Origin of the sequence: Gramella sp. Hel_I_59 (assembly GCF_006714895.1) — a bacterium.
Classification (GTDB): Bacteria; Bacteroidota; Bacteroidia; order Flavobacteriales; family Flavobacteriaceae; genus Christiangramia.
In genome coordinates, this window is sequence record NZ_VFME01000001.1 from 2,968,207 (window position 1) to 2,992,911 (window position 24,705).

The following is a 24,705-nucleotide window of genomic DNA, read 5'->3' on the forward strand; positions in this document are numbered from 1 at the left end:
ATCTAATATTTCTAAAGTGTTTTAGCTACTTTATCTACTACCTCGATCGTACGATCGAGATCTTCATAGCTAAGTGCATCACTTATAAACCATGTTTCATAGGCACTTGGAGCGATATAAATTCCATTTTCCAACATCCCGTGGAAGAATTTATTAAAAGTCCCTAAGTTCGCAGACTTCGCCGCGGAAGCAAAATCTGTAACAGCGTCCAGTCCAAAATGTACTGAGATCATAGAACCGTATCTATTGATCGTGAAATCGATCTCATTCTGTTTTAATACTTTTTCCATACCCTCGTGCAGGTAGGCTGTTTTCCTGTCAATGCTTTCAAATATTTCTGGATTTGAATCCAGTTCTGTTAGCATAGCTAAACCCGCAGCCATAGCCAGTGGATTTCCACTTAATGTTCCGGCCTGATACACTGGTCCAATGGGAGCAAGATGATCCATGATCTCATTTCTTGCTGCAAAAGCCCCAACAGGCAATCCACCTCCAATTACTTTTCCGAAGCAAACGATATCCGCAACAACATTTTCTCTCTGCTGAACACCTCCGGCTGCAAGCCTGAAACCAGTCATTACCTCATCAAAAACAAGTAAAATTCCGGTTTCATCACATAATTTTCTCAATCCTTGTAAAAAACCTTCAACTGGCGGAATACATCCCATATTCCCGGCCACCGGCTCCAGAATGATACAGGCAATTTCCTCCTTATTAGCTTCTACCAGCTCTTTTACATTTGCAAGGTCGTTAAAATTAGCAAGTAAGGTGTCTTTAGCCGTTCCCTGGGTTACTCCCGGGCTGTTTGGTGATCCAAAAGTTACTGCTCCACTCCCCGCCTGGATTAGGAAGGAATCACTATGCCCGTGGTAACAACCAGCAAATTTGATGATCTTGTCTTTTCCAGTAAAACCTCGGGCCAGCCGCACAGCACTCATACAGGCTTCAGTCCCGGAATTTACCATTCTTATCTTATCAATATTGGGTACCATTTTAACCGCCAGTTCTGCGATCTTGGTTTCAATTTCTGTAGGCGTTCCGAAAGATGTTCCCATTCTTGCTTTTTCAACTACAGCATCTACTACCGGCTTGTGGGCGTGACCCAGAATTAGCGGACCCCATGAATTTATATAATCTATTAGTTGATTATCATCCTCGTCATACAAATAGGCTCCTGCAGCTCGCTTCATGAAAACAGGATCTCCGCCAACAGCTTTAAAAGCTCTAACCGGGGAATTCACTCCGCCCGGAATTACTTTTTTAGCATCTGCGAACAAGGCACTACTTCTCTTATAAATCATAACTCTATTCCTCTATTTTACATTCAGGATCTGGCCAATGGAAATGTTATTACCATTCAGGCCGTTCCTTCGTTTAATATCTTCAACAGTAGTATCGTATTTTTTGGAGATCGAATACAAGGTATCTCCTTTTTGAACCACATGACTTTCGCTTGTAGTTTTAGGTTGTGCAGCATACCTACGAGTAGACTTTCCACTAATGTTCTCATCAAATTTATACAACTCGTAACGTTCAATAAGATCGATCAATTTGTCTGGATACCGTCTATCTGTCGCATAACCGGCCTTTCTTAATCCTTTCGCCCAGCCTTCATAATCATTAGCATCCAGTTCAAAAAGTTCTGAATATCTACCTCGTCCCGAAAGGAACAGGCTATGATCTCTGTAAGAATATTTCGCGTGCTTATACTTTCTAAAACATTCTCCCTTTCTATCATCATCATGGTATACTTTTTCACCATTCCAATCGTGACATTTAATACCAAAATGATTATTTGCCTGCCTGGTCAATTGCCCATTACCTGCACCAGATTCTAAAATTCCCTGGGCAAGCGTGATACTCGCAGGAATCTTATATAATTTCATTTCTTCCTGGGCGATTTCAGAGTAATCCCGAATGTAATCCTCGATGCGATAATGGTACGAATTGCGCGGCATTTCTTCCCGTACATCATCAACGATCTCTGCTGGGGAATTTTTATTCTCTTCCCGTCGATCACTTTTTACAACATCATCTTTCCTGGTATCCACCTTTTTACGACTTCCGCAGGAAGCAGCAAAAACAGCGAAAATAAGCAGCAGTAAAACTCTATTCAATTTCATAGTTCCGTTATAATTTGTGGCTGCGCTTTTTTTCTCAATCTTTCGTTCATTCCTTCTATCCCCTGCAGGCCTCCGGTATGAATTGCCAGGATCTTTGAACCCTTCGGAAAGTAATTTTTCTGCGCGAGTTCAAAAATACCAAAAAGTAATTTCCCTGTATAAACCGGATCGAGTTTGATTCGGGTTTTTCTGAAAAAATCATTGATAAACTGAATTAATTCTACAGAAATCTTTGCGTAGCCACCAAAATGGTAATTGGTATTAATGGACCAGTTCGTATTGGTGGTCATTCTCTTGATCTCTTCGGAAAGGTGTTTGGATTTAAGTGCTGAAAAACCCAGTATATTTTGGTGAGATGAAGAAGCATTAATAAGACCGGCCATAGTTCCTCCGGTTCCTACTGAAGTACATATATAATCATATTCCCTATCGGCTTCAGAAATAATTTCTTCACAACCTTTGATCGCGAGTTCACTTGTTCCACCTTCAGGAATGATCATCGCATCAGGAAATTGAGATTGCAATTGATTCAGAAATGCTTCAGACTCTTTATTCCGATATTCTTCCCTGCTTATAAATTTCAGTTTCATTCCGCAGGAATTTGCGTACGTTAAGGTTGGACTCCATTTTTCTTTCTGAAATTCCAGTTCATCTCCTCTTATAAAACCAATAGTTGCAATACCTTCCAGTTTTCCGGCCGCTGCCGTGGCTGCGACATGATTACTATGAGCACCGCCAAAAGTTAACAAACAATTTTTTTTCAATTCTGAAGCCTTCAAGACAGAATATTTCAGTTTTCTGAATTTGTTCCCAGACACTTCAGGATGCAAAAGATCTTCACGCTTAATATGTAGGGTCACTGAATTTGAAAATTCAGCAATAAATTGATTTTCAGAAACAAAAACTTCCGAAGTCTGAAAAATGGAATTCATAATTGCAAAAATAATGCATCTACTTTAGAAGAAAGAATAAGCAATGAAATTCTATAAGCTTACTACATATAGTTCATAAACGCCCAGAAAGAACGTTTTTTTAGATAATTGAGATCGGTTTCACGCCTGTAAGCCTCCTTTTCGAAACTAATATTTCTATAAGCCTGCATCCCGTCCTTAAGTGAAGCATATCTTATAAAAAATTCCAGCGCATACCATATATAGAAGAAGATCACGAGCAATTCAATTTGCTGCCGGAGATGAATACGCTCATGGTTGATAAAATATTTATCTTTTTTAAGATGAATATTTTCGAGTATAACAAATGGCCAGAGGCTAATGCCTTTGAATCTCCCTGATAACAGCCTTTTGTTCACGATCAAAATCATGGAATGAATATAAGAAATTGTATTTTAGCGCTATGAATTTTCAGAGAAAAAGAATCACACTCGAGGACGGAGACTATTACCTGACCCCGGAAGGATACCGCTGTTTTACTGAAAAATATCACCTAAAACGCGGTTATTGTTGCGAAAGTGGTTGTCGCCATTGTCCTTATGGATATAACAGTAAAACAAATAAGCAGGAGTAAATTATCTTGTATTCTCAATTGGCTCTTGAGCTTCAATCGCCTTCTAATCAATCCTTCGGCACGATATTTGAGACTTTTAGAAGACTGAGGAATCTGAAATTATCCGGTATTCTTATTGGGACTCTCATGTTCTTCTTCAGTTTACAACGAACAACTTAAATTCTAACCTATGAGATTTTTAAAAATTACTCCTCTAGTGCTGCTACTGGCACTTATCTTTAGCTCGTGCAGTAGTGTACGTGTAGCATCAGATTATGATCGGGAAGCCGATTTTAATCAGTACAAATCCTTCGCGTTTTTCAAACCAGGAATAGACAAAGCCGATATATCTGATCTTGATAAGAAAAGAATTCTAAGAGCCATCGAGAGTGAAATGCAAAAGAATGGCTTCACAAAATCTGAAAACCCTGATCTCTTAGTGAGCATTTTTACAAAAACTAACGAGAACATCAATATCTACCAGAATAATTTTGCTGGTTGGGGCTATGGATGGGGCTGGAACCCATGGTACTGGGGAAGCGGATTCAATACCGTGAACAGAACCAGTGAAGGAACACTTTATATAGACCTTATCGATTCTGAAAATAAGGAATTAGTCTGGCAGGGAATGGGAACTGCAGCTTTAGCTAGGGAGGTTAATAAAAAGCAGGAACGTATCAATGAGATCGTTGCCAAGATCATGGAAAAATATCCACCCGGAATGGAAAAATAGAAAATAGTAAAGCCCCGATTAGGGGCTTTTTTTATGGCTAATGCCTACGTGGATTACACAAATTCTATATCAAATTTTGTACTTTTAACGCAAACGTTTTAGTAAAGGAAGATCATGCTCGATAATATTCAATCCAACGAAATTCTGGACAGGTTACCTGCCCATCTTCAGCAATATATAAAACCACAAAATTATGAGGATTATACTCCTATTAATCAGGCGGTTTGGCGATATGTGATGCGTAAGAATGTGGATTATCTGAGTAAGGTTGCCCATAGATCCTATCTTGACGGACTCAAGAAAACGGGGATTTCCATAGACAGTATTCCGAATATGTATGGAATGAACAGGATCCTCGAGGAAATAGGCTGGGCGGCAGTTGCTGTAGATGGCTTTATACCTCCGGCAGCTTTTATGGAATTCCAGGCCTACAATGTTTTAGTAATTGCCAGTGATATTCGCCAGCTCGAACATCTTGAATATACTCCTGCGCCAGATATCATCCATGAAGGAGCAGGACATGCACCCATCATTGCAAATCCCGAATATGCTGAATACCTCAGAAGGTTTGGTGAAATTGGATGCAAAGCGATCTCCAGCTCTCATGATTTTGAAGTTTACGAAGCTATTCGTGAATTATCGATCTTAAAGGAAGCTGAAAACACTTCCGAAGAAAAGATTGTTGCTGTGGAAAAAAGAGTGGAGGATCTTCAGAATAAAAAGGTGAATCCTAGCGAAATGTCGCAGATTAGAAATTTGCACTGGTGGACGGTAGAATACGGATTAATTGGTACTCCGGAAGATCCCAAGATCTATGGAGCAGGCTTGCTTTCCTCAATTGGAGAAAGTAAATCCTGTATGACCAGTAAAGTGAAGAAGATCCCTTACACGATCGAAGCTTCCCAACAGGAATTTGATATCACTAAACCTCAGCCACAACTCTATGTGACTCCAGATTTTGCGCATTTGAGCCTCGTATTGGAAGAATTTGCGAATAAAATGGCGCTTAGACGTGGTGGACTCTCAGGAATTAAAAAATTAATTGATTCTAAAAATCTTGGAACTATAGAGTTTACGACCGGCATCCAGGTATCTGGTAATTTTAGCCGAGTTCTGGAACATGAAGATCGACCTATCTATATTCAAACCACCGGGAAGACTGCACTTTCATACCGCGAAAAAGAGCTTGTTGGACATGGAATATCTTCTCACGCAGAAGGATTTGGCTCACCAATTGGAAAACTAAAAGGCATCAATCTCGCTATTGAAGATATGAGTCCGCGGGATCTTAGGGCTTATGCAATCTATGAAGGCGAAAGAGTAAGTCTTGAATTTGAAGGTGGCATTAAGGTAGAAGGTTCGATCATTACAGGAACCAGAAACCTACAGGGCAAGATCATCATTATTAGTTTTGAAGATTGCACGGTGAGTCATGGAGACCAGATCTTATTTCAACCAGATTGGGGACGATATGATATGGCGGTAGGAAAGGAAATCATTTCTGCATTTGCCGGACCTGCAGATCATTATTCTTTTGATCTTATTACACACAATCCATCCAGTACAACGATTAAGAGTCAACTAACACCAGAACGGGAAGAACTGGAGTCCTTATATAAGTCGGTTTCAAACATTCGCCACGGTGAGAATACAAAGTTCTCTCTGAACGCTGCTTTTGATATTCTGAAAAAGCATCATAAAAGTGATTGGTTACTGGCGATTGAGATCTATGAACTTGCTGTTGATGATGATCAAAATCTGGCAAATGAAGTCAAAGCTTATCTTCTGGAACTTAAGGAGCGCAGACCTGAAATTGCTCATTTAATCGAGGATGGCATCGAAATGACCGAAACAAAACTTGTTAGCCCTTAAAGCTTTATTCTTTCGAGTTTCTTATTATTTTCAATAACCTGGTCCTGATACTCCAGTGACCATCCCATTGAGTTCGTTAAAATATAGATCTTTTGAAGCTCACTTATGAGTCGGTTTTTCGCATTGGTCTTTAGCCTGGATTTTTCAATCTTTTCTCGCAAACCTTTTTCTACCCTGGATTTTATCTTATTATAATCTTCGGCTTCGAATTGGTTGAGATAATCCTGAGTGACATCATAGTATTTGATATTGGGATTTATCTTGATTTCTTCCTCTGGAATGCTATGTATGATGACTCGTTTATTCTCTTCATCGATCTCGACATCAAGTTTACTTAAATCATAAGCCACGCTAACATCAGCATTCACGATAATTAGCGCTTTTTTTCTTGCTGAAAGCACATCGAAATAGAAGCTTTTCGAGTTCTTATAGGTGAACACTTGCGAGAAGGTTCCTTCAGTAACCACGAGCTTACCTACATTCCTGATCTGTTCCTGGATAAGCGCAGTATTCTGCTGAAGACTTTCCTTCTCATCATTGCGTTTTTCCCAGTATAAATAGCCGAATATACACAGGACGGCAAAAAGGATTACTATTAGAAAGTTCTTCATAAGCTAAGATCTATAAGAGAGCAAAGTATAAAAAATAGCCTGTTGAAAATGCCTGAAGAATACTAAAGAAAGTTAAAGTTGAGAAGTAAAAAACAAAAGGACGGCCCCACCCGTCCTTTTGTAAACTCTAAAATCTACCCCAACAAATTTTAGAAAACAAATCCTTATAATTATCTGATTACCTGAGCAATGCTTAAATAATTTCCAGACGTAAATTATAACGGACTTGCTTTGTAAATTTACAAATAAATTAGAATAAAACGTTAAAATTAGATTATCATAACTTCAAAAACCGATAAACTCAATAATAACGCAGCCTAAGAAAACGTTATTTGAGGGTGTTTTTGTTGGATTTCCTCGATTTTAGCTTGTAATTTCGTAAGAAATTTCTTATGATGAAGTGAGTTTTCTGCTAGCGGTCGATGAGCAAGCGATTTCTGCACTTTATCGATTTCAGTATTTAACTGCTTTGTACTTTCATTAAAATAGGCTTCAGAAAACCTGTTCCAGATATAGTCAATTGCCACCTCATTGGGATGCAACATATCATTAGCGTAGAATCGATAATCTCGTAGTTCGTCCAGTAAAATTTCATAGGATGGGAAATAATAAGATTTCGCATCAACCTCAACCGCTGCCTGTATAGCAGTATGCATATGAGCTTTACTCTGCTGGTTTTGTACTACTCCATCCTTCCAGTGTCTTACCGGTGATAGCGTGTAAAGAACCTTAATATCTTTATTGATCTTCCGAAGAGATTTAGCAATTCCCTTTAAGGAATCTGTGATCTCATCGATGGAAGACAACTTTTTCTCAAATTCTTTCTGCGGAATCTTATGACAGTTCGCAGCAACTCCGGGCAGGCTTTCGTGTTCATAACCCCATGCAGTCCCCAGGCTCAACACTAAAACATCTGCTTCCCTTATAAATTCATAGCATGTTTCCAGCGACTCGTTAAGATTTAGAACACATTCTTCAGCATTACTCCTATTCATCATAGAATGCGTTTCCAGACTTAAGTACTGGTCATTCTTCAGTAGTAGATCACTTTCTGTAAATAAGTTTCTGGATGCTATACGCCTAATTAGTCTTTCCAACGCAATAGGATGAAAAATAATTCCGAAGGGATTCTGTAAGACCGGGAACTTTGAATACTGAAGCTTGCTGCCAATATTCTCCACAAAACAGGACCCCATTAACATGATCCTGGTTTTATGATCTATTTTCCAGGGAGACGGATCAACGGGCACAATAGTTCTAAACTGCATGCTATAAAAATAAAAAATCCCGACGAGAGGTCGGGATTCTTACTATTTATTTAAGTAGTCTTTAGCATGTTGAAGGGCTTCGTCAAGTCCTTCTGGTTTTTTACCACCGGCGGTGGCAAAGAAAGCCTGGCCTCCTCCACCTCCCTGAATATACTTACCTAATTCGCGAACGATCTGCCCGGCATTTAGATCAGATTTGTCCACAAGTCCTTTAGAAATATAACAGGACAGAAGTGCTTTGCCATTTTGCTCTGTTCCAAATAGTATATAAAGGTCATCGAACTCCTCGCCTAGCTGGTATGCCAGATCTTTAATTCCATTTGCGTCCAGGTCTATCTTTTTTGATAAAAAGTTGACTCCATTAATATTTTCAACCTCAGATCTTAATTCAGCTTTAAGAGCTTTCGCTTTATCCCTTAAAAGACTCTCCACCTGTTTTTTAAGATCATTATTTTCCTCCTGAAGATTCTGAATCGCTTTCACAGGATCATTGGAATTCTTCAAACCATTCTTTATCTCGCTAAGAGTTGATGCCTGTTCCTGAAAATACTGCATGGCAGCCTCTCCGGTAATAGCCTCGATTCTACGAATTCCTGAAGCTACAGCGGCTTCCCCGGTAATTTTAAAATACCATATATCTGAAGTATTCGAAACATGCGTTCCACCACAAAGTTCCATAGAATCACCAAATTTAATGGCTCTTACTGAATCCCCGTATTTTTCTCCAAATAATGCAATAGCTCCCTGCTCAAGGGCAGACTCATAACTGGTATTACGCTGCTCTTCTAATTTCAAGTTTTCACGAATACGTGCATTTACAAAATTTTCAACCTTTTCGATCTCCTCTGGAGTAAGCTTACTAAAATGTGAAAAATCGAATCTTAAGTAGCCGCCATTCACCATAGAACCTTTTTGTTCTACATGAGTACCCAGTATACTTCTAAGCGCCTGATGCAACAGGTGGGTTGCAGTATGATTACCTGCAGTATTTGCACGCTCTCTGTTATTTACGATTGCTTTGATCTCTGCTTCAGGATTGGCAGGTAATTTCTTAGTGAAGTGAATGATCAAATTATTTTCCTTTTTAGTGTCCACGACCTTGATTGCTTCACCATCTGCCGTCATCAACACTCCCTTGTCTCCAACCTGTCCACCACCTTCCGGATAGAAAGGAGTTTGATCAAGTACAAGCTGGTACATTTCTCCCTTTTTCTTAGAGTCTACTTTTCTATATCTTGAAATATATGCGTTTGATTCAAGCTCATCATACCCTATAAAGGCTTCTTGATTTACGGCTTTGATCTCGGTCCAGTCTCCCGCACTCACCTGTGTAGCCGCTCTTGATCTATCTTTTTGCTTTTTTAATTCTGCTTCAAAACCTTTCTCATCAAGCTCATACCCATTCTCACGTAATATAAGCCCGGTGAGATCGATTGGGAATCCAAAGGTATCATACAATTCAAATGCCTTTTCTCCGGAAATTGTTTTGGACTCCGAATTCTGCATTAAATTCTCCAGAAGCACCAATCCCTGATCAAGAGTTCTTAGGAACGACTGCTCTTCTTCTCTAATCACATTTTCGATTAGTGTTTGCTGAGATGTCATTTCAGGAAAAGTAGCATCCATCTGCTTGCTCAATACTGGCACCAGTTTATAGATAAAAGCTTCTTTGGTATCAAGAAATGTAAAGCCATAACGAATTGCTCTTCTCAGGATTCTTCTTATCACATAACCTGCTCCAGTGTTGCTAGGTAATTGCCCGTCTGCAATGGAAAATGATACCGCTCTTACGTGATCGGCAATCACACGCATCGCAATATTTTTTTCTTCTGAAGGGCCGTAAGTAGATTTAGTAATCTTCTCAATCTCATTAATTAGCGGAGTGAAAACGTCTGTATCATAGTTGGATTTCTTATCCTGTAATACCATACACAAACGTTCGAAGCCCATCCCGGTATCGATATGCCTGGCTGGAAGATCCTCGAGAGAGCCGTTGGCTTTACGATTATATTGCATAAAAACCAGGTTCCAGATCTCTACTACTTGAGGATGATCCATGTTCACAAGATCTCTACCCGGAGTTTTAGCTTTCTCTTCTTCAGATCTTATATCAATATGAATTTCAGAACAAGGACCACAAGGCCCCTGGTCGCCCATTTCCCAGAAATTATCTTTTTTATTTCCGAAGATGATACGCTCCTCCGGGACTATCTTTTTCCAAAGTTCCAGTGCTTCAGTATCCAGACCAAGTTGATCTGCATCCTCACTACCTTCAAAAACTGAAACATATAGCATTTCCGGATCAATCTTATAAACTTCTGTAAGCAGTTCCCATGCCCAGTTGATCGCCTCCTTTTTAAAGTAGTCGCCAAAACTCCAGTTACCGAGCATCTCGAACATGGTGTGATGATAGGTATCATGCCCCACTTCCTCCAGATCATTGTGCTTTCCACTTACCCTAAGACATTTTTGAGTATCGGTAAGCCTGCTGTTCTTAGGTTCTGAATTTCCCAGAAAAAATTCTTTAAACTGGTTCATTCCTGCATTGGTGAACATAAGTGTAGGATCGTCCTTGATCACCATTGGTGCAGAGGGAACAATACTATGAGCTTTTGATTTGAAAAATTCCAGAAATTGCTGGCGTATCTCCTGTGACTTCATTTGGCTAATTTGTTGCAAATTTCATTAAATTATGAAGACGGCAAAACAATTCATATATTTGTTCGTTTACCGTACGATATAACACGGTATTCGAGCCGTTTTCGAATGGCAAAAATAGCATAATTTTAACTCATGTCGAAGGTTAAATATTATTATGATAGCGAGACCCTTTCTTATCAGAAAATTGAGAAGAAAAAAGGGAAAAGACTAGGTATCGCACTTCTAAGTATTACCGGATCATTTCTGGCAGGCTTTATTTTACTCGTCATTTATCTCAATATTCCTCAAATTGAAACTCCGAAGGAAAAAGCATTAAAGCGTGAATTACATAACATGCAATTGCAATATGGTCTACTGAATAAAAAAATGGACCAGATCCAGGATGTGATGGCTAATATTGAAGATCGGGATAACAATATCTACAGACTCTACTTTGAAGCAAATCCAATTCCCGAAGAACAGCGTAAGGCAGGTTTTGGTGGTATTAACAGGTACAAAGATCTGGAAGGATTTGACAACAGTAAACTTATAACCGAAACCACTAAGAGGATGGATATCCTTACCAAAAGACTTGTGGTGCAATCCAAATCTCTGGATGAGATCGCTGATCTTGCCAGAGAAAAAGGTGAATTACTGGAAGCAATTCCAGCTATTCAACCGGTCAAGAACCAGGATCTAAGCAGGATCGCTTCAGGTTACGGTTGGAGAAATGACCCATTTACCAAGGTTAGAAAATTCCATTACGGCATGGACTTTACTGCTCCAAGAGGAACTCCTGTTTATGCTACGGGCGATGGCAAGATCGTAAGAGCAGACAGCAGATCTACCGGCTATGGCAACCATATAAGAATAGATCATGGCTACGGTTACACCAGTCTTTACGCTCATTTATATAAATACAACGTTCGCAGGGGACAAACCGTGAAAAGAGGTGATGTTATTGGATTTGTTGGAAGCACCGGAAGATCTGAAGCGCCACATTTACATTACGAGATCTTTAAAGATGAAGACAGGATTAATCCTATAAATTTTTACTACGGAAACTTATCTCCTGAAGAATTTGGCGAAGTTCTGGAAAAAGCTCAGCGTGAAAACCAATCCCTGGATTAATGCATATCGAACTACCTGAAAAACGTTATTATGGTATTGGTGAGGTTGCCAAGGCTTTCAACGTCAATACGTCTTTAATTAGATTCTGGGAAAAAGAATTTGATGTCATTAAACCGAAGAAAAATGCCAAGGGAAATCGTAAATTTACCCCTGAAGACATTAAAAATCTTGAGCTGATTTATCACCTGGTAAAAGAAAGAGGCTTTACGCTGGAAGGTGCTAAAATCCATCTTAAGGAAGAAAAGAATAAAACGCTAAGTAACTTCGATATTATTCGAAAATTAGAAACGATTAAAGCTGAACTAGTTAACCTAAAAAACCAATTATAACATGAAAAAGTGGCTTCCAATAGCAATCATAGTAGTTCTTGTAATAGTAGTGTGGCAAGTAACAGCCGGATTCAATAACACGGCTGTTACCAAAGAAGAAAATGCTAAACTAGCCTGGTCTAATGTAGAAAGCAGTTACCAGAGAAGAAATGATCTTATTGGTAATCTGGTTAAAACTGTAGAAGGCGCTGCAGACTTTGAAAGAGGTACTTTGAAGGAAGTTATCGAAGCTAGATCCAAAGCTACTTCAGTAAATGTCGATGCTGAGAATCTTAGCGCTGCTCAAATTGAGCAATTCCAGCAGGCTCAGCAAGGAGTTACTTCAGCATTATCAAGATTACTGGTAACTGTGGAAAGGTACCCTGAACTAAAGGCAAACCAGAACTTCTTACAATTACAATCACAACTGGAAGGTACCGAAAACCGGATCAATGTCGCAAGAGACCGTTACAATGCTGCGGTAACCGACTTTAATACTTACATAAGAACCTTCCCAAATACACTGTTTGCAGGGTTGTTCGGTTTTGATAAAATGGAGCGCTTCCAGGCAGATGCCGGAGCTGAGAATGCACCAGACGTAGAATTCGATTTTTAGACTTATGAATAAGGATGTAGAAGCTTTTCTAAGCAAAAAAGAGGAAGAGAAGATCGTTGATGCCATTAGAACGGCAGAAAGAAAAACCAGCGGAGAAATTCGTGTTCATATCGAACCAAGTGCTGGTAAACTGGATATTTTTGATCGGGCTATGGAAGTCTTTCACGCTCTGAAAATGGACAACACGAAGCAGGCTAACGGTGTTCTTATCTATGTTGCTGTTGAAGATCGAAATTTTGTGATCTATGGTGATAAAGGGATCAACGATGTGGTACCAGATAACTTCTGGGAAAGCACTAAGGATATGATCGTGTCTCAGTTTAAAAAGGGAGATTTCACCAAAGGTCTTATCGATGGAGTACTAAAGGCGGGTGAGGAACTTCAAAAGCACTTCCCGTGGGATGAAATGGACACTAACGAACTTTCAGATCAAATTTCAAAAGGCTAGACTTATCAAACAATTACTACTTTTACTCGTCTTAATTTGCACATTCAATCTACAGGCACAACGGGAAATACCCCCAAAGCCCGCAGTTGAAACCAGTGTTTTTGATGAAGCTGATATGCTAAATGCTTCTGAAGAAAAAGCCCTTGAGCAAAAGCTTATCAATTACGCAGATACTACAACTACCCAAATAGTAGTTGCTACGATTGAAAGCCTGCAGGGAGAATATATTGGTACGTATGCGGCAGATTGGGCACATGAGTGGGGTATTGGAACCAAGGATGAAGACAACGGACTTCTTGTTCTGGTGGCTGAGAAAGACCGAAAGATCTGGATCACTACAGGCTATGGTGTAGAAGGATCTATGACCGATGCAAAGTCTAAAGAGATAGTAGAGCAAATAATCCTTCCTGAATTTCGAAACAATAATATATATGCTGGCCTTGATAAAGGGACCAATGCTATGTTTCAGGTTCTCGCTGGCAGCTACGAAGGTGTTCCACAAAATAATAATACCGGCGGTGGCATCCCAGTTAGAGCGATCGTCTTCCTTGTTTTGTTCGTGATCGTAATTATCTCTATGTTCAATAAACGTGGCGGTGGTCGTAATGGCGGACGTAGAAACGGCGGAAGCATCCTGTGGGACGCTATCATTTTAAGTAGTCTTGGAAGAGGCAGCTTTGGTGGTGGAGGCGGCTTTGGCGGAGGCTCCGGTGGAGGTTTCGGCGGTGGAGGCGGCTTTGGTGGCGGCTTCGGCGGTGGTGGATTTGCTGGCGGTGGAGCTGGTGGAAGCTGGTAAAACCGTACTTTGGAAAATCCTGCTTTCTTTGAGCAAACTTTCGAAAACACCACATTTCAGAAAACAGATCTACTGGATTCCGAATTTGAACAGTGCCAGTTTATAAACTGTAGCTTTCCCAATAGAGATCTGTCCAATGTTCGCTTTATTGAATGCAACTTTAATCAAATCGATCTTAGTAACTACACGCTTTTTAAAACATCCTTTCAGGATTGTTCATTTGATACCTGTAAATTGATGGGACTATCTTTCGATCAATGCGAAATGTTTGGTTTTAATTTTAAAGCACAGAACAGCATCTTCGATCATTCCAGTTTTTATAAAGTCAGATTACCAGGATTTCAGTCACAGAACTGCAGCTTTAAAGATGTAGATTTTACTGAAGCGATTCTGAAAAATGCTGATTTGAAAGGATCAGACTTTGCAAATGCTATATTCGATCGTACAGAGCTCGAGAAGGCAGATCTTACAAGTACAAGCAATCTTAGCCTTGATCCTGAGGTCAACTCTATAAAGCAGGTCAAAATACATTTAGAAGCTCTACCAGGCTTACTTACAAAGTTCAGCTTAAATATTAAACAATAAAAAAAACCGCCCGAATGGGCGGTTTTTTTTCTATATAATTATCATTCTATGAAACTGCTTTAAGCTTGCTCATAGTAGATTTATTCAGTTTATCTTCAGCATATTCTCTGGTTACCGTAAAATGATCCTGATCACTTTCTGGCATCTCGAACATAGCATCGGTCAGGATAGCTTCACATAAGGATCTTAATCCTCGTGCTCCCAACTTATATTCTATGGCTTTATTTACAATATAATCCAGAGCATCTGAAGTGATATCAAATTCGATATCGTCCATCTCGAAGAGTTTCTTATACTGCTTGATGATGGCATTCTTAGGTTCGGTAAGAATCGCTCTAAGTGTTTCGCGATCCAACGGATTCATATAAGTAAGCGCTGGTAATCTACCTATGATCTCCGGTATTAATCCAAATTCCTTTAGATCCTTAGGGATGATATACTTCAATAGATTCGTACGTTCGATCTTGTCTTCACTTTTTGATGCACTAAATCCAACAGCCTGCATGTTTAAACGCTTGCTTATGATCTTGTCGATCCCATCAAAAGCACCTCCCGCGATAAAGAGAATATTCTCCGTATCTACCTCGATGAATTTTTGATCTGGATGCTTACGACCACCTTTAGGCGGTACGTTAACAGTAGTTCCTTCCAACAATTTTAATAACGCCTGTTGAACCCCTTCCCCGGAAACATCTCTGGTAATGGAAGGATTATCGCTCTTACGGGCAATCTTATCGATCTCATCAATAAATACTATCCCACGCTGAGCCTTTTCAGTATTATAATCGGCTGCCTGTAAAAGTCTGGTAAGTATACCTTCAACATCCTCACCTACATAACCTGCTTCAGTAAGTACTGTAGCATCTACGATGGCTAGCGGCACATTCAGCATTTTCGCAATAGTTCTGGCCATAAGAGTTTTACCGGTACCGGTTTCCCCTACCATCACAATATTACTTTTCTGAATTTCTACATCATCATTCTTCTCAGGTTGTAATAGTCTTTTGTAGTGGTTGTAAACCGCAACAGACATCACCTTCTTCGTTTCCTCCTGCCCTATGATATACTCATCCAGAAAGGATTTAATCTTCTTAGGCTTACTAAGCATAAGATCTGAAGAAAGTTCTTTCGCTTCTCCCTGTTTCGACTCTTCGATGACAATACCATGAGCCTGCTCGATACATCTATCACAGATGTGAGCGTCAAGGCCTGCGATCAATAAATTGGTCTCAGGTTTTTTTCTACCACAAAAGGAACATTCTAAATCTTCTTTCGCCATTATTTAATTTTTCAGATTTTGACTTCCTTTGAAGTCCCGCACAATTATGCTTCTCTTTTAAGTACTTCGTCAATCATTCCGTATTCCTTGGCTCTTTCGGCCTTCATCCAGTAATCACGGTCACTATCCTCGTGGATCTTCTCGTAAGTTTGTCCTGAATGTTTCGCAATGATCTTGTATAATTCTTCTTTCAAAGTTACGATCTCTCTAGCAGTGATCTCGATATCACTCGCCTGTCCCTGAGCACCACCCATTGGCTGGTGAATCATCACACGGCTATGTGGCAAACCACTTCTCTTTCCAGCCTGACCTGCACATAATAGCACAGCTCCCATACTAGCAGCCATTCCCGTACAGATAGTCGCTACATCAGGTTTTATGAACTGCATGGTATCATAAATACCTAAGCCAGCATAAACACTACCTCCTGGTGAGTTGATATATATTTGGATATCTTTAGAAGCATCTGTACTCTCTAAGAATAAAAGTTGAGCCTGTACTATATTCGCTACCTGTTCATTAATTCCCGTTCCTAAAAAGATAATTCTATCCATCATCAATCTGGAAAAAACATCCATTGCTACGGCATTCATCTGTCGCTCTTCAATGATGTTAGGAGTCATCCCTGTAGGAAGCATGCTGCTTACTATCTTATCGTAATAATTGCTGTTGATGTTATGATCTGAAACAGCATATTTTTGAAATTCCTTTCCGTAGTCCATCAATTTTTTTGAATTTTTCTAATCTTAAACAATTTCCCGAATAAAACCAAAAAAGGCGTTACTCGGGTTGAGTTAACGCCTTAAAGATAATTAATATATCCTAAAAAGGCTTACTTATAGATTGCTTTCACAAATTCCTCGTAAGTCACTTCTTTTTCATCAAATTTCATATTTTCCTTATAAAATTTGAGAAGTTTCTCGTTCATTAACTGCTCAGAAAGTCTCTTAACCTCATCCTGGTTAGATAGAATTCTTGCAGCGATATCATCAAGTTCTTTTTCTGAAGGATCCATTTGACCAAATTGAGCCATTTGTTCCTTGATCTTTTCTGAAGCAAATGCTTTAAGATCGTTGAAATCCACACTAAGATCGTTATCGTTTACCACTTTTCCTTCGATCAACTGGTAACGAAGACCTTTCTCGCTTTTTTCATATTCTTCAGCAGCTTCCTCATCTGTTAGCGGTTTCTCACCAACTGTCTGTATCCATTTCTGAAGAAAATCTTTAGGTAGCTCGAAATTAGTAATTTCGATAAGCTTTTCAGTAATATCATTCATCAATTGCTGATCGCTTTGTTGCTCGAATTGCTTTGCTGCATCCTCCTTGATCTTATCCTTCAATTCAGTCACAGAAGTTACCTTATCCTTACCGAAAAGTTTGTCGAATAATTCCTGGTCAAGATCTGCAAGTTCTCTTTCGTTGATCTCAGAAATAGTGAATTCTACTTCAGTATCAAGATCGTTAGCTTTTTCCTGATCTATGCTTAGGTGATTCACCAGAGCGTGCTCATCTTCGAAAAGATTCTTTGTTTTCAATGTTAGAGTATCTCCAACTTTAGCTCCAACAAATTTTCCAAGATTTCTCTTTCCTTTGATAGCAGCCAGTTCAATTGTGGTATCGTTCTCAATACCTTCTTCTTCATTCTTAAAGGTTCCAGCAACGGTATCTCCTTCTTCTACTTCATCTTTCGTCTTAAGCTTACCATATTGCTTCTGGATGCTTTCAACCTGATCGTTCACCATCTTCTCGTCGGCAACGATATTATATTTTCTTACCGGATCTTTAAGATCAAGATCTACATTAAATTCTGGAGCAAGTCCAAGTTCGAATTCAAAAGAATAGTTCTCACGATCCCAGTCAAAATTTTCCTGTTCCTTCGGAAGTGGATTTCCAAGGACATCCAATTTCTCTTCCGTTAGGTATTTATTTAGACTATCCTGAAGAAGTTTGTTCACTTCATCCACCAAAACAGCCTGTCCATATTGTTTTTTGACCATCCCCATTGGTACATGACCTTTTCTAAAACCGGGAATATTGGCATTCTTTCGGTAATCTTTTAAAATCTTATCTACTTTACCGGCGTAATCTTCTTTAGCGATATCAACTTTTACTACCGCGTTTAATTCATCAATATTCTCTCTGGTAATATTCATTTTGATCTTATATAAAAATTGGAGTGCAAAATTACGTTTTTTCTTAAAGTCTGCAAACTTTCAATTTGTTGAAATTCAGTTAAATCTAATCTGATTTCAGAATAGAAAATAGTACCGACTGAAACAGGGAAAGTAATAAACTGAAAATTATTGCCATAAACCATCCACTTACACCAAATCCATCAATAAAACCATCTGCCATAAAAATGATGATCGCGTTGATGATTAAGAGAAATAACCCGAGGGTTAGTATGGTAACAGGTAAAGTAAAAAGTACCAGGATAGGTTTTACAATAAAGTTAAGTAGTGAAAGGACTACTGCAACGATGATGGCAGTCCAGTAACTATCTACCGAAACACCTGGTAAAATCTTGGCTAATATGACCACAGCCACGGCTGTAAGTAAAAGTCTTAGTAATAATTTCATGATATTATTGATTGATTTGCTGGTAAAATTGCAAAAAAAAGACCGGGCAAAACCCGGTCTCTTCAATATTTATGTCAATTTTAATATTACTGAACGTCCTGACTTAGAGATACTGTTCCATAAGAACCAACATTTGCTTTAGGCACGTTAGAACCGTAAGTTGTATTGATCTCATCAATGATCGCGTTAGCAATGATTGCATATCCTCTAGGAGTTAAGTGAACCCCATCCAGTGAAAATGCTCCTCCTGTTACAAAATCAGAATTTACACTTCCTCCATCGAACGTAATTCCACCATTATCCAATTGAGTTAGCAAAGCGTTTGCATCTACATATCCAAGACCGAATTGATCTGCATACGTCTGAATTGAATTGTTGAATTTTGTAGTTGCATCTTTAATGTTTGCAAGCTCATCATTATCCAGCACATCTTTATCATCTATACCGCTTACAGCACCAAATAAAGTGTTCACCTGAGCTTCAGTTGGCATACCACCAGCTTGAAGAATAGCAATTACTTCACCTACAGACTGCGTAAACTGTACAGATCCATAACCACTTGCCAATGCACCCTGATCGATCGTTAAGACTAATAATTCTTCTTCAGTCATTTGACGAAATCCTAAAGGATTTGTTTGAGTTACAGGAGTATCGATCAAAAATCTGTTAGGACCTTCGTTGAAAGTGATCGCATACTGACCTGCCAAAGCCTGAGCCTGAGCAGCAGGAACACCCTGACCAATCAACACCTGAGTTAGCACTCCAGATACTGCCTGGAAATACTGAGTCAATTGGGTTGCTGTTGCAGCATCTAATGCAAGCGCATTATTAGGTACAGTTGTAAAAAAAGGAACTGAAGTTACATCCGGAATATTAATTAATACACCATCTGCCGTTTCAGCTAGAGAACTTGCTAATTGACCATATACTGCATTAAAGATCACAGGATTCGTGATATCACCTTCACCATAAAGTGCAGGATTAGTTTCAGTTTCCTGGTATTCTCCAACACCACCTGATGTTGCATATCCTAGCACATCGTTGTTCCCGATCCATAGCGTGAAAAATGTAGGATCCTGAGCTAAGGCATCCTGAAGAACCGTAGCACTTTCAGAACTTGAAAATCTTGCAAAGTATGGGTTTGCAGTACCTGCAGCCACTCCCGCTACGCTACCGTAGTTTGGAGCACCAAGGTGATAGGATTTAGCTCCGGGAACACCCATATTGTTAACAGGTCCAGCAAATTTATTACTAACCTCGGTAGTAGGCTGAGCTCCGGTGTATCTTGCAGGTGATGGGCCATTGGCTCCTACTGCAAGTACAAATCTATTTTGCGTGATCTGGTTTCCTCCTAAGAGCAATCCACCAGCATTATCATTTACAAGTGGCTGAATAAATTCTCCAGTTTCCTGTACAGCACTAAACTTTTCAGCAAGAATACTTGGAAAAGAATTTTGCTGACCGCTTAAATAAAGCGCGCCATCAGCATAACCTGCAGTTAACGAATTTCCAAGCGCAACGTAGTTTGAGAAATCTGCCTCACCGCTCGTATAAAAATCTCCGTCTTCAATAGAATTTTCTAGTTCTGGTTCACAGGAAACGATTCCCAGGGCCAGAATTGCCATATATTTAAAATAGTTCTTCATCTTTCTAATTAAATTTTAATAGTTACACCAAGACCTGGTACAAATGCACTTGACTTATAAGTTCCTCCAAAAGGCGCTCCTTCATAATCAGGAAATTCAGAGGGATCTGGAGAATAAGTCGCGTCTATTTCTTTAAATCTGCTATAAAGGAATGCTGCATCAATTGCTACATTATCTGTTACATTAATAGATAACCCCCCTGTAAAATTATTGGAGTCATTACGCGGAGTTTCAGGTGCGAAATACCCATCTTGCACCGGTGAACCATCGAAATAGTATCCAGCTCTCAAAGTAAAGGTTTCGTTTGCGATATACTGAACACCAAATCTATAATTATTGGAGTCTTCGTAAGCTCTAGGATTGAAAGAATCATTTGCAGTAGGTTGATTCGCAAAGTCTACATCCAATGAGTTATATACATCCCAGAAGGTTCTGTTATAATCGAAAGCGAACAACCACTGTTCGTTTAACTGGTAAGAAACTCCCACGCTTAATTCTGCCGGAAGTGGCAACGTAGCGTCAAATTGAGTATCGCTGAATGGTGCAAGAGGAGAATTAGGAACATTCTCGAAATCTGCATCACCATCTTCAGCTTCTACAAGAATTTCCGAGCGGTAGTTTACTCCAACTCTTAGACTATCCACCGGACTCCACATTACACCTGCAGACCATCCAAAGGCACTAACATTAGAAGCATCTATAGTAACATTGGAACGATTTCCTTCCAGATCACTAAGAGTTCTATTAAGATTTCTATTGAAATTAACCGAACCACTAACATAGATTGGACCACCACCTACTGCAAGGTTATCGGTGATCTTATAAGAAGCTAACGCCTGCACATAAATAGCAGCCAGTTCGATATCATTTACCAGGTGAGATCCCGGCCAGTCTTTTTCCCATTCTACAGCACTACCATAAGGAGTATACGCTGCAAGTCCAAGACTTAATTTCTCGTTCAACTTATAAGAGAAGTAAGCATAGAACGGAGTTCCCACAGGGCTATCTGTTCTTTCTACCTGTCCAAATTCATCATTTTGCCATACTACATCAGAGAATACGGCACTTACACCAACAGATGCATTGATCTTGTTCTCTAGGAATACCAGTCCGGCAGGGTTGAAGAACGCAAGTTCTGCATTATTAACAACTGCAACTCCGGTGTGTCCCATAGCGAGACCACGCTGACCCTGTAGACTTACCCTGTAACCTCCGGCATAGGTTGTAGCCGCCGCCAACATAAACAGGCTAAGTAAAAATAGTCTTTTCATAATTTAAGTAGGATTATATTTAATATATCTTAAAATGCTCTTGCCAAAAATAGCATAAATTAGATATTATGCAACAATACATTTAAATTTATTATGCATACATAATAAAATCATCCAGAATTAAAGAAATTCTGACACTCTCATATAAAAATCTTTCATATTCTCAGCATGTACCCAATGGCCTGCTTTTGATATTGTAGCTACTTCAGCCTCTGGAAAATGTTCTTTGATGAGCTTATGATCTGCTTCCGTGATATAATCAGACTTCTCTCCAACTATAAACAAAACCGGACCATTGTATGTAGCCCCGGAATACAAAGCTTCTCCTAGGTTATTAATCTTCTCTTTTAAAATATCAAGATTCATTCGTAATGAAAGCTTCTCTTTAGTTTTCCAGTAAAGATTCTTCAGAAGAAATAATTTTACGCCAGGCTCCTTAATATAATCTCCCAGAAATTCTTCAGCATCACCACGAGAACTTAGCTGCGCATTATCAAGAGCCGTCAAGCCTTTCAAAATTTGTTGATGATGTGGCGCATAATATTTAGGCGCAATATCTACAATGATTAATTTCGTTACGAGCTCCTTATTTTCACAAGCCGTAAGCATCGCCGTCTTACCACCCATAGAATGACCCATTAGAAATACATTTTTAAGATCGTGCTGCTTACAGTACTCCACTATATCCTGCGCCATAGAACTGTACGAAAACTCATCGCTATGCGGAGACTTTCCGTGATTTCTCTGGTCAATCAAATGAACCTGGAAACCATCTTCGGCAAATTTCTTACCTAAAGTTTTCCAGTTATCAGACATTCCTAAGAATCCGTGTAATATAAGTAGCGGCTTTCCCTCTCCCAGTATGATCGAATGTAACTCCATATTATTTCAATAATTTCAAATATTGCTGAATAGTTTTCTCAAGTCCCATATATAAAGCTTCGGAAATCAATGCATGACCAATTGAAACCTCGTCAAGATACGGCACGTTATTACTGAAGTATCCAATATTATCAAGAGAAAGATCATGCCCGGCATTCACTCCCAGTTTCAGCTCATAAGCCAGCTTCGAACAGGCAGCATAGGATTTCGCAGCATCCTCCATTCCTTTAGCATAATCTACCGCAAATTGCTCCGTATAAAGTTCAATGCGATCTGCACCGGTTTCAGCAGCACCTTCAATGATTTTTAGATCTGGATCCACAAAGATCGAAGTACGTATCCCATGATTTTTAAATTCTGAAATTACTTCACGCAAATGATCGCGATGCTTAATGGTATCCCAGCCCGCATTGGAAGTTATCGCATCCTCAGCATCTGGCACCAGTGTAACCTGAGCAGGTTTCACCTCCAGCACAAGATCCACAAATTGCTGAATAGGCTTCCCTTCTATATTAAATTCGGTAGTAAGCACCGGTTTCAATTCCCTTGCATCTGCATAACGAATATGCCGTTCATCTGGTCTTGGGTGAACCGTGATTCCTTCTGCCCCGAACTTTTCAATATTTTTTGCAGCCTCCAGCACATTTGGAACATCTCCTCCACGTGCATTTCTTAAGGTAGCGATCTTGTTGATATTTACACTTAATTTCGTCATTTTCCCTTGGTTTTATTAACAAAAATACAAAGTGCAGCCTGCTTCATTGAATATTATTTTGATTAATTTGCAGAAAAGGAATTGAGTATATGAGTTTGCAGGAATACATTCTAAATGATGTGGAGATCTTGAGCCTTTCAGAAAAGATTGGAGAAGTACACAGATTATTTAATCAACTTACTTATACCCATCTTCCCGTTGCGGAGAATGGCATTTATATTGGTTGCATTTCAGAAAATGATGTGCGTTGTTTTGATAATGATAAGACCCTTGGCGATTATCGTTATGCGCTCGAAGGATTTTTTGCACGTGAAAGTAATTACTGGCTGGACAGCCTGGAAGCCTTTGCCCAGAACAACTCCAATATATTACCAGTTCTGAATGATGAGAATCTTTATATAGGATATGTAGAGTTGAATGAAATGATCTCTTTATTCAAGGAAACACCTTTTCTACATGAGCCAGGAAACATTATTGTGGTGGAAAAAGCATTTAAAGACTACACGCTTGGAGAAGTTAGCCAGATCGTAGAATCCAATAATGCGCATCTACTGGGAACTTTTGTTTCAAAGATAGAGAATGACATGGCTCAGATAACCCTGAAGATATCACCTTCGGGAATGACCGAAATCATTCAGTCGTTTAGAAGATATGGGTATATTATTATTTCTGAACATCAGGAAGACACTTTCAATAAAAATTTAAAGGATAGATCAAAATATCTTGATAAATACCTGAATATATAAGTTTATGAAAATAGGTATTTACGGCCAGTTCTACCATGAGAATGCGGGTCATTACATTGGACAATTACTGAATTTGCTTGACGAGAAGAATGTGGAAGTTTTGATCGAAGAAGATTTTCTTCAAATGATCCATGATCACAATTCCATTCAGAAGGAATACCGCCAGTTTAGCGCGTTTGAAGAGCTGGACAATTCTTTTGACCTGTTCTTTTCTATTGGTGGAGATGGAACTATCCTCAAATCCATTAATTATATTAGAAACCTGAATATCCCCATTGTGGGAATCAACACTGGAAGACTCGGATTTCTTGCTACGATTCAGAAAGAACAAATAGAAAGCACCTTGAACGAAATCCTGGAAAAAAAATTCACACTTTCTCCACGTTCAGTACTCACGATAGAAACTAACACTAAAGATCAGGATCCGGTTTTCTCACAGATCGCTTTAAACGAAATCGCGGTAAGTAGAAGAAACACCACTTCCATGATTACTGTGGACACCTGGTTAAATGACCAATTCCTTACTTCTTACTGGGCAGATGGTCTTATTATCGCCACGCCTACAGGTTCTACCGGATATTCTTTAAGCTGCGGTGGCCCTGTAATCACTCCAGATGCAGACTCCCTGGTGATTACACCAATAGCTCCACACAATTTGAATGCGCGTCCACTGGTAATTAGAGATGGCACTAAGATCAAATTAAAGGTGTCTGGTCGGGAAAAAACGCATCTTGTATCCATGGATTCCCGAATTGCCACTCTGGAAAATGATACCGAAATAATTATTTCAAAAGCACCCTACTGCATAAATTTCGTGGAATTAACTGAAGACAGTTTCCTTAATACGCTACGAAAAAAGCTATTATGGGGTGAAGACAAACGGAATTAAGCAATAAATAAAATCATTTGTTGTTTATACGTATGTACAAATCTGCTCAAATTATTGCAGG

General features: G+C 39.3%; 26 protein-coding genes. 11 read left to right on the top strand and 15 right to left on the bottom strand.

The genetic code is table 11. The annotated features are described in order from the left end of the window. Positions 1–11 precede the first annotated feature (11 nt). The 4 genes from hemL to JM79_RS13810 form a co-directional block, all read right to left on the bottom strand. Positions 12–1,301 carry a glutamate-1-semialdehyde 2,1-aminomutase gene (gene hemL, locus JM79_RS13795; protein ID WP_141878707.1) on the bottom strand — a complete coding sequence of 430 codons (1,290 nt, stop codon included), beginning with the start codon at positions 1,299–1,301 and terminating at the stop codon, positions 12–14. A gap of 12 nt (positions 1,302–1,313) precedes the next feature. Next, positions 1,314–2,123 carry a glucosaminidase domain-containing protein gene (locus tag JM79_RS13800; RefSeq protein ID WP_141878708.1) on the bottom strand — a complete coding sequence of 270 codons (810 nt, stop codon included), beginning with the start codon at positions 2,121–2,123 and terminating at the stop codon, positions 1,314–1,316. Next, positions 2,120–3,055, bottom strand: a complete 936-nt coding sequence (locus tag JM79_RS13805) for a pyridoxal-phosphate dependent enzyme (RefSeq protein WP_141878709.1) — start codon at positions 3,053–3,055, stop codon at positions 2,120–2,122. The genes JM79_RS13800 and JM79_RS13805 overlap by 4 nt, the downstream gene beginning before the upstream one ends. 62 nt (positions 3,056–3,117) lie before the next feature. Continuing rightward, positions 3,118–3,444 carry a hypothetical protein gene (locus JM79_RS13810; protein ID WP_141878710.1) on the bottom strand — a complete coding sequence of 109 codons (327 nt, stop codon included), beginning with the start codon at positions 3,442–3,444 and terminating at the stop codon, positions 3,118–3,120. A 32-nt stretch (positions 3,445–3,476) separates the two neighbouring features. Here JM79_RS13810 and JM79_RS16165 point away from each other — a divergent pair, with 32 nt between their 5' ends. The 3 genes from JM79_RS16165 (at position 3,477) to JM79_RS13820 (ending at position 6,231) form a co-directional block, all read left to right on the top strand. After that, positions 3,477–3,647 (top strand): DUF5522 domain-containing protein, encoded by a 171-nt coding sequence (locus JM79_RS16165; protein WP_185739503.1) that lies wholly within the window; start codon positions 3,477–3,479, stop codon positions 3,645–3,647. A 169-nt stretch (positions 3,648–3,816) separates the two neighbouring features. Beyond that, entirely contained in the window at positions 3,817–4,359 is a 543-nt protein-coding gene (locus JM79_RS13815; RefSeq protein ID WP_141878711.1) for a DUF4136 domain-containing protein, read from the top strand. Positions 4,360–4,473: 114 nt separating this feature from the next. Beyond that, a complete protein-coding gene (locus JM79_RS13820; RefSeq protein ID WP_141878712.1) occupies positions 4,474–6,231 on the top strand; it encodes an aromatic amino acid hydroxylase in 1,758 nt (585 codons plus the stop codon). On the opposite strand, the gene JM79_RS13825 is transcribed toward JM79_RS13820, so the two are convergent. From JM79_RS13825 to alaS, 3 genes are all read right to left on the bottom strand, one after another. Further along, positions 6,228–6,842 (bottom strand): DUF4230 domain-containing protein, encoded by a 615-nt coding sequence (locus tag JM79_RS13825; RefSeq protein ID WP_141878713.1) that lies wholly within the window; start codon positions 6,840–6,842, stop codon positions 6,228–6,230. The two genes, JM79_RS13820 and JM79_RS13825, sit on opposite strands and share 4 nt — an antisense overlap. Before the next feature lie 317 nt (positions 6,843–7,159). Further along, complete coding sequence (locus JM79_RS13830) at positions 7,160–8,110, bottom strand: GSCFA domain-containing protein (RefSeq protein ID WP_141878714.1); 951 nt, start codon at positions 8,108–8,110, stop codon at positions 7,160–7,162. A 42-nt stretch (positions 8,111–8,152) separates the two neighbouring features. Next, positions 8,153–10,771 carry an alanine--tRNA ligase gene (gene alaS / locus JM79_RS13835; RefSeq protein ID WP_141878715.1) on the bottom strand — a complete coding sequence of 873 codons (2,619 nt, stop codon included), beginning with the start codon at positions 10,769–10,771 and terminating at the stop codon, positions 8,153–8,155. A 132-nt stretch (positions 10,772–10,903) separates the two neighbouring features. Here alaS and JM79_RS13840 point away from each other — a divergent pair, with 132 nt between their 5' ends. From JM79_RS13840 to JM79_RS13865, 6 genes are read left to right on the top strand one after another with little or no spacing between them, the layout of a single operon-like run. After that, complete coding sequence (locus JM79_RS13840; protein ID WP_141878716.1) at positions 10,904–11,881, top strand: M23 family metallopeptidase; 978 nt, start codon at positions 10,904–10,906, stop codon at positions 11,879–11,881. Beyond that, positions 11,881–12,210, top strand: a complete 330-nt coding sequence (locus JM79_RS13845; RefSeq protein ID WP_141878717.1) for a MerR family transcriptional regulator — start codon at positions 11,881–11,883, stop codon at positions 12,208–12,210. The genes JM79_RS13840 and JM79_RS13845 overlap by 1 nt, the downstream gene beginning before the upstream one ends. A gap of 1 nt (position 12,211) precedes the next feature. Beyond that, complete coding sequence (locus JM79_RS13850) at positions 12,212–12,805, top strand: LemA family protein (RefSeq protein ID WP_141878718.1); 594 nt, start codon at positions 12,212–12,214, stop codon at positions 12,803–12,805. A 4-nt stretch (positions 12,806–12,809) separates the two neighbouring features. Next, positions 12,810–13,253 carry a TPM domain-containing protein gene (locus tag JM79_RS13855; RefSeq protein WP_141878719.1) on the top strand — a complete coding sequence of 148 codons (444 nt, stop codon included), beginning with the start codon at positions 12,810–12,812 and terminating at the stop codon, positions 13,251–13,253. Further along, complete coding sequence (locus JM79_RS13860) at positions 13,207–14,049, top strand: TPM domain-containing protein (protein WP_141878720.1); 843 nt, start codon at positions 13,207–13,209, stop codon at positions 14,047–14,049. Before JM79_RS13855 ends, JM79_RS13860 begins: the two co-directional genes overlap by 47 nt. A 9-nt stretch (positions 14,050–14,058) precedes the next feature. Next, complete coding sequence (locus tag JM79_RS13865; RefSeq protein WP_141878721.1) at positions 14,059–14,634, top strand: pentapeptide repeat-containing protein; 576 nt, start codon at positions 14,059–14,061, stop codon at positions 14,632–14,634. A 46-nt stretch (positions 14,635–14,680) separates the two neighbouring features. On the opposite strand, the gene clpX is transcribed toward JM79_RS13865, so the two are convergent. From clpX to JM79_RS13905, 8 genes are all read right to left on the bottom strand, one after another. Continuing rightward, on the bottom strand, positions 14,681–15,913 hold the full coding sequence (gene clpX / locus JM79_RS13870) for an ATP-dependent Clp protease ATP-binding subunit ClpX (RefSeq protein WP_141878722.1): 1,233 nt from the start codon (positions 15,911–15,913) through the stop codon (positions 14,681–14,683). A 44-nt stretch (positions 15,914–15,957) separates the two neighbouring features. Beyond that, a complete protein-coding gene (gene clpP, locus JM79_RS13875) occupies positions 15,958–16,635 on the bottom strand; it encodes an ATP-dependent Clp endopeptidase proteolytic subunit ClpP (protein ID WP_141878723.1) in 678 nt (225 codons plus the stop codon). 110 nt (positions 16,636–16,745) lie between these two features. Next, on the bottom strand, positions 16,746–18,068 hold the full coding sequence (gene tig / locus JM79_RS13880) for a trigger factor (RefSeq protein WP_141878724.1): 1,323 nt from the start codon (positions 18,066–18,068) through the stop codon (positions 16,746–16,748). A gap of 85 nt (positions 18,069–18,153) precedes the next feature. Then, entirely contained in the window at positions 18,154–18,495 is a 342-nt protein-coding gene (locus tag JM79_RS13885; RefSeq protein WP_141878725.1) for a phage holin family protein, read from the bottom strand. A gap of 86 nt (positions 18,496–18,581) precedes the next feature. Then, entirely contained in the window at positions 18,582–20,141 is a 1,560-nt protein-coding gene (locus JM79_RS13890; RefSeq protein WP_141878726.1) for a G-D-S-L family lipolytic protein, read from the bottom strand. Between the two features lie 8 nt (positions 20,142–20,149). Then, positions 20,150–21,412, bottom strand: a complete 1,263-nt coding sequence (locus tag JM79_RS13895; RefSeq protein WP_141878727.1) for an outer membrane protein transport protein — start codon at positions 21,410–21,412, stop codon at positions 20,150–20,152. A 120-nt stretch (positions 21,413–21,532) separates the two neighbouring features. Continuing rightward, a complete protein-coding gene (locus tag JM79_RS13900; protein ID WP_141878728.1) occupies positions 21,533–22,294 on the bottom strand; it encodes an alpha/beta fold hydrolase in 762 nt (253 codons plus the stop codon). A gap of 1 nt (position 22,295) precedes the next feature. Beyond that, complete coding sequence (locus JM79_RS13905; RefSeq protein WP_141878729.1) at positions 22,296–23,009, bottom strand: pyridoxine 5'-phosphate synthase; 714 nt, start codon at positions 23,007–23,009, stop codon at positions 22,296–22,298. 89 nt (positions 23,010–23,098) lie between these two features. On the opposite strand from JM79_RS13905, the gene JM79_RS13910 reads away from it, so the two are divergent. Beyond that, entirely contained in the window at positions 23,099–23,755 is a 657-nt protein-coding gene (locus JM79_RS13910; protein ID WP_141878730.1) for a CBS domain-containing protein, read from the top strand. 4 nt (positions 23,756–23,759) lie between these two features. Then, on the top strand, positions 23,760–24,644 hold the full coding sequence (locus JM79_RS13915) for an NAD kinase (RefSeq protein ID WP_141878731.1): 885 nt from the start codon (positions 23,760–23,762) through the stop codon (positions 24,642–24,644). Positions 24,645–24,705: the final 61 nt, after the last annotated feature.

What these genes read in the sequence shown, in the direction of transcription:
- hemL (WP_141878707.1), bottom strand. Translation starts at nt 1,301, where the DNA reads ATGATTTATAAGAGAAGTAGTGCCTTGTTCGCAGATGCTAAAAAAGTA.
- JM79_RS13800 (WP_141878708.1), bottom strand. Translation starts at nt 2,123, where the DNA reads ATGAAATTGAATAGAGTTTTACTGCTGCTTATTTTCGCTGTTTTTGCT.
- JM79_RS13805 (WP_141878709.1), bottom strand. Translation starts at nt 3,055, where the DNA reads ATGAATTCCATTTTTCAGACTTCGGAAGTTTTTGTTTCTGAAAATCAA.
- JM79_RS13810 (WP_141878710.1), bottom strand. Translation starts at nt 3,444, where the DNA reads ATGATTTTGATCGTGAACAAAAGGCTGTTATCAGGGAGATTCAAAGGC.
- JM79_RS16165 (WP_185739503.1), top strand. Translation starts at nt 3,477, where the DNA reads ATGAATTTTCAGAGAAAAAGAATCACACTCGAGGACGGAGACTATTAC.
- JM79_RS13815 (WP_141878711.1), top strand. Translation starts at nt 3,817, where the DNA reads ATGAGATTTTTAAAAATTACTCCTCTAGTGCTGCTACTGGCACTTATC.
- JM79_RS13820 (WP_141878712.1), top strand. Translation starts at nt 4,474, where the DNA reads ATGCTCGATAATATTCAATCCAACGAAATTCTGGACAGGTTACCTGCC.
- JM79_RS13825 (WP_141878713.1), bottom strand. Translation starts at nt 6,842, where the DNA reads ATGAAGAACTTTCTAATAGTAATCCTTTTTGCCGTCCTGTGTATATTC.
- JM79_RS13830 (WP_141878714.1), bottom strand. Translation starts at nt 8,110, where the DNA reads ATGCAGTTTAGAACTATTGTGCCCGTTGATCCGTCTCCCTGGAAAATA.
- alaS (WP_141878715.1), bottom strand. Translation starts at nt 10,771, where the DNA reads ATGAAGTCACAGGAGATACGCCAGCAATTTCTGGAATTTTTCAAATCA.
- JM79_RS13840 (WP_141878716.1), top strand. Translation starts at nt 10,904, where the DNA reads ATGTCGAAGGTTAAATATTATTATGATAGCGAGACCCTTTCTTATCAG.
- JM79_RS13845 (WP_141878717.1), top strand. Translation starts at nt 11,881, where the DNA reads ATGCATATCGAACTACCTGAAAAACGTTATTATGGTATTGGTGAGGTT.
- JM79_RS13850 (WP_141878718.1), top strand. Translation starts at nt 12,212, where the DNA reads ATGAAAAAGTGGCTTCCAATAGCAATCATAGTAGTTCTTGTAATAGTA.
- JM79_RS13855 (WP_141878719.1), top strand. Translation starts at nt 12,810, where the DNA reads ATGAATAAGGATGTAGAAGCTTTTCTAAGCAAAAAAGAGGAAGAGAAG.
- JM79_RS13860 (WP_141878720.1), top strand. Translation starts at nt 13,207, where the DNA reads ATGAAATGGACACTAACGAACTTTCAGATCAAATTTCAAAAGGCTAGA.
- clpX (WP_141878722.1), bottom strand. Translation starts at nt 15,913, where the DNA reads ATGGCGAAAGAAGATTTAGAATGTTCCTTTTGTGGTAGAAAAAAACCT.
- clpP (WP_141878723.1), bottom strand. Translation starts at nt 16,635, where the DNA reads ATGGACTACGGAAAGGAATTTCAAAAATATGCTGTTTCAGATCATAAC.
- tig (WP_141878724.1), bottom strand. Translation starts at nt 18,068, where the DNA reads ATGAATATTACCAGAGAGAATATTGATGAATTAAACGCGGTAGTAAAA.
- JM79_RS13885 (WP_141878725.1), bottom strand. Translation starts at nt 18,495, where the DNA reads ATGAAATTATTACTAAGACTTTTACTTACAGCCGTGGCTGTGGTCATA.
- JM79_RS13890 (WP_141878726.1), bottom strand. Translation starts at nt 20,141, where the DNA reads ATGAAGAACTATTTTAAATATATGGCAATTCTGGCCCTGGGAATCGTT.
- JM79_RS13895 (WP_141878727.1), bottom strand. Translation starts at nt 21,412, where the DNA reads ATGAAAAGACTATTTTTACTTAGCCTGTTTATGTTGGCGGCGGCTACA.
- JM79_RS13900 (WP_141878728.1), bottom strand. Translation starts at nt 22,294, where the DNA reads ATGGAGTTACATTCGATCATACTGGGAGAGGGAAAGCCGCTACTTATA.
- JM79_RS13905 (WP_141878729.1), bottom strand. Translation starts at nt 23,009, where the DNA reads ATGACGAAATTAAGTGTAAATATCAACAAGATCGCTACCTTAAGAAAT.
- JM79_RS13910 (WP_141878730.1), top strand. Translation starts at nt 23,099, where the DNA reads ATGAGTTTGCAGGAATACATTCTAAATGATGTGGAGATCTTGAGCCTT.
- JM79_RS13915 (WP_141878731.1), top strand. Translation starts at nt 23,760, where the DNA reads ATGAAAATAGGTATTTACGGCCAGTTCTACCATGAGAATGCGGGTCAT.